At 43.0% G+C, this 4,038-nt stretch carries 5 protein-coding genes; all 5 read left to right on the forward strand.

Features of this window, described 5'->3' with window-relative positions:
* Window positions 1–333: 333 nt before the first annotated feature.
* Complete coding sequence (locus tag WBA23_RS15690) at window positions 334–981, forward strand: hypothetical protein (RefSeq protein ID WP_424583231.1); 648 nt, start codon at window positions 334–336, stop codon at window positions 979–981.
* 81 nt (window positions 982–1,062) lie between these two features.
* A complete protein-coding gene (locus WBA23_RS15695; protein WP_424583232.1) occupies window positions 1,063–1,605 on the forward strand; it encodes an REP-associated tyrosine transposase in 543 nt (180 codons plus the stop codon).
* 131 nt (window positions 1,606–1,736) lie between these two features.
* Window positions 1,737–2,573 (forward strand): universal stress protein, encoded by an 837-nt coding sequence (locus WBA23_RS15700; protein ID WP_424583233.1) that lies wholly within the window; start codon window positions 1,737–1,739, stop codon window positions 2,571–2,573.
* 252 nt (window positions 2,574–2,825) lie between these two features.
* Window positions 2,826–3,077: a DUF4212 domain-containing protein gene (locus tag WBA23_RS15705; protein WP_424583234.1), complete on the forward strand. Its 252-nt coding sequence runs from the start codon at window positions 2,826–2,828 to the stop codon at window positions 3,075–3,077.
* An 84-nt stretch (window positions 3,078–3,161) separates the two neighbouring features.
* The coding region (locus WBA23_RS15710) for a VC_2705 family sodium/solute symporter (RefSeq protein ID WP_424583235.1) at window positions 3,162–4,038 on the forward strand (877 nt) is incomplete at its 3' end.

Below are 4,038 nucleotides of genomic sequence, written 5' to 3' on the forward strand. Positions count from 1 at the left end.
GATTGAACCTGGTTCTCGCTATATCATATGGACTAGCTAGGTAATATGAAGTGATTCAATTAGTTTTCCGTGGTAAAATATGACCTATTTCACCCCTACAGCATGACTTAAATGCCTACTTATAGGTAATTTCATTCCTGAATAAGAATTCTCTTTATCGTTTATTCTCTATATCACCCCTTCCCGATACTTATATTACCCTAATATTTCTCAAAATCTAGCTAGTTTTAAAATTCTGGTGAACCTCTTACCTACGTAATATTTATAGTTCAACTAGGTTTTTTGATAGTTGAACAATTGTTTAATTTGTTTTATATAATTCAACGCCCTCATATGAAAGTATCAAAATTGAATCAGAAAGAATTGCTTGTGCAAGTAGATGTAGCGGTGCAAGCAGCCTTAACTGTATCTGAATTAACCGAAGCTTTTCAAACCGGCGGGTTTGGTCCCGATAAGGTTAAAGCGGGACTTGCCTTAATGAAGGAAGTAACCATTTGGCAAGATCGGCAAACAGCTACGGCCAATAATGTGCGCGTGACCCAACGGGCGTACCGGACCGCTAAAGAAATGATTAACTCACTGTATTTTCAGCATTTGGAAGCTGCCCGCTTTATGTACCGCGGCGATGAGGCCATGAAATACACATTACAACTACCAGGCCCCCGACAGACTCGCTTTGCCGCTTGGTTTGAGCAAGTGCGAACGTTTTATACCAACGTAGATCCTAAAGCACTTAGTCCCTTTGGTGTACAAGCGAAAGAAGTAACCGAAGTTAGAAAGCTACTAGATCAATTATCTGAACTACAGGTACTGCGTAATGACGCCCGTCGTCAAGCCCAGCAGACCACCCGTAATAAGCAGTTAGCTTTGAATGATTTACGCAACTGGTTTCGTCACTTTATCAACGCCGCCAAATTTGTCTGCCACGATGAGCCTCAGCTGCTCGAGTCAATGGGCATTGTAGTGCCAAGTAATTCTTAGTAAGCGATACAATCGTGCTAGAGTAAGTATTTAATTAGAAGGATAACAGAACTAGCGCGCGATTGTATCGCGTGCGAATACATGTCAGAAAAGTATAAGTTCCACGACCCGGAAGGCATCTACTTTATCACCATGACGGTGGTGTACTGGATCGATTTGTTCACCCGAACAGAATTCAAACATTTGTATTTGGACTCACTTCGGCACTGCCAGCGGGAAAAAGGGCTGATTATTCATGCCTGGGTACTGATGCCTAGCCACGCCCATCTCATTGTCAGTAGCAAGCAACAAACTCTATCAGCCATACTCCGTGATTTGAAGAAATATACTAGCAAGCAAACCGTTAAATTGCTGCCAAACATCAACGAAAGCCGTAGGGATTGGCTTATTCGCGCCTTCGCACAGGCAGGTAGCAATCTGAAACGGGTTACACACTCTAAAGTCTGGCGAGATGGTAACCACCCGATTTTGCTTGACACTAATCATCTTTTGGAGCAACGACTGAATTATATCCATCAGAACCCAGTTAAGGCAGAAATTGTGGACGAGGCAGAGTACTATTGGTACAGCTCGGCCCGAGATTACAACGGGCAGAAAGGTTTATTAAACGTTGGGTTATTATAATCAGAGCGCACGCGATACAATCGCGCGCTAGTAGTTATCAGTAGGTGATAAAATCAATTTCTAAACTGATTATTGTCATGGCAGTCTGATTGATAGAAGGCTATCTTATGAGTCACTAAACACTCATAGCCATGAAACCGATACAATCTGTATTACTTACCACCGACTTTTCAACTACCGCTGACAATGCTTTGGCTTATGCCCTAAAACTGGCCGAAGCAGTCAACGTTAAACTATATATTTTGCATGCTTGCCGTATTCCGAGTGCATCAACGGCAGCTTATCCGGCCGGTTACTACGAAGCGGTGAATATGAGCGAGTTAAAATTAGAGTCTGACAAAAAAATGGGTCAGCTTCAGCATGACTTCCTCCCCTCCCCTAGCGTCGAATACGAATGTATTACTGTACTTGGTCCAGCTTCGGAGGTTATTCGAAGAGTTGCTAAAGAAAAAGAGGTAGATCTTATTGTAATGGGTACCCGGCACGCAGGAGGGCTGTTAGAGTGGCTAGGCAGTGTCACTTCGGATGTAGCGGTTAAATCACCTTGTCCGTTGCTGGCTATTCCTAGCAATGTGCGGTTCACTGTACCGAAGAAGTTTCTGCTTACCACTGCATTAGACCAACATTCTTCGCTTACGACAATGGACCAGGTCAAAACTCTTGTTCAGCTCTTTAACGCTAAACTCGATGTGCTCTATATTCGTCTGCAAGGTAAAGAATGTACTCCAGGACAGGTTCAATTTCAAACAGCACTGGAGAATTTCTTAGAAGATGTACCGCACCAGCTACATATCATTGCTCACGACAGTGTAAACAAAGGAATACAGAAGCACTTAGCTCAAAATGAAGTAGATGTACTTACCATGATTCCGCAACAGCATAATTTCTTCGCTCAATTTTTTCAAGCTAGTAAAACCCGGCACATGCTATTTCATACGCGTATACCGTTACTGCTGATCCATGACTAAAACAGAACATTAATTTATATCGTTGCAGAATAGCTGGGAGCTTGGGGCGAAGAGCTGGGAGTATATTTCCCTTAACTACTATTTCCCGGTACACTTGTTTTCTTTTTGCCCTCGGCCCAGGGCTCCCTACTCCCCGCTACCGGTATTGCGAGTTTAATATCTCTAATTTCATATTTTCCGTTAGAATTGAGCGGCAATAGTCATTTTCTACCGAATAATCCGTATTTTTTGCGCTTAACTACCTAATTCTGTATGACCAATCTTCAAAACTACTGGAAGCGCAATGTCCGGTATCTATTAATTTTACTCAGTATCTGGTTTATCGTATCCTATGGTTTTGGCGTTTTATTCGCCGATACGCTGAATTCCATTCAGCTCGGGGGATTTAAATTAGGCTTCTGGTTTGCCCAGCAGGGCTCCATCTATGTTTTCGTTATTCTGATCTTCGTTTATGTCTGGCTCATGAATAAGTTGGATAAAGAATTTGATGTAGACGAAAAGTAATTTTAGCAGTTGATAATTGACAATTGATAGTGAATAATAGCTTAATCATTATCAATTATTCATTGTCAATTTTAAACTTGAACTATGGATGTACAAACCTGGACCTATATCTTGGTCGGAATCACTTTTGCTATTTATATTGGTATTGCTATCTGGTCGCGCGCTAGTTCTACTAAAGACTTTTATGTTGCCGGAGGGGGAGTATCCCCCCTAGCCAACGGACTGGCTACCGCAGCCGATTGGATGTCAGCCGCCTCATTTATCTCCATGGCGGGGCTAATTTCTTTTATGGGTTACGATGGAGCTGTTTATTTAATGGGCTGGACCGGCGGTTACGTACTGCTGGCGCTTTTACTAGCTCCGTATCTACGCAAATTCGGTAAATTTACTGTGCCCGATTTTATTGGCGACCGTTATTACTCTAACCTGGCTCGTACAGTAGCAGTAGTATGTGCGCTGTTTGTGTCGTTCACCTACGTTGCTGGGCAAATGCGGGGCGTGGGAGTCGTGTTCTCTCGCTTCTTGGAAGTAGATATTAATTGGGGCGTAGTAATTGGTATGGCCATTGTGTTCTTTTATGCGGTATTAGGGGGCATGAAAGGGATTACCTACACACAAGTAGCCCAGTATTGCGTGCTAATATTTGCTTTCATGGTTCCCGCTATCTTCATCTCAATTGAACTCACCGGGGAAGTATTCCCTCAAATAGGATTTGGCTCAACCATTGCCGGAACCGATACTTATCTGTTAGATAAACTAGATGGTTTAAATCAAGAGTTGGGCTTTGCGGCTTATACCGAAGGAAGTAAGTCAGTGATGGATGTATTCTGCATCACCGGAGCACTAATGATTGGTACGGCAGGGTTACCTCACGTTATTGTCCGCTTCTTCACCGTTCCTCGCGTTCGCGATGCGCGACTATCCGCCGGTTATGCGCTGGTATTTATTGCTATTCTGTATA

Origin of the sequence: Tunicatimonas sp. (assembly GCF_049647865.1) — a bacterium.
Taxonomy (GTDB): domain Bacteria; phylum Bacteroidota; class Bacteroidia; order Cytophagales; family Cyclobacteriaceae; genus Tunicatimonas.

Coding starts and splice junctions, on each gene's coding strand:
- WBA23_RS15690 (WP_424583231.1), top strand. CDS start 334: ATGAAAGTATCAAAATTGAATCAGAAAGAATTGCTTGTGCAAGTAGAT.
- WBA23_RS15695 (WP_424583232.1), top strand. CDS start 1,063: ATGTCAGAAAAGTATAAGTTCCACGACCCGGAAGGCATCTACTTTATC.
- WBA23_RS15700 (WP_424583233.1), top strand. CDS start 1,737: ATGAAACCGATACAATCTGTATTACTTACCACCGACTTTTCAACTACC.
- WBA23_RS15705 (WP_424583234.1), top strand. CDS start 2,826: ATGACCAATCTTCAAAACTACTGGAAGCGCAATGTCCGGTATCTATTA.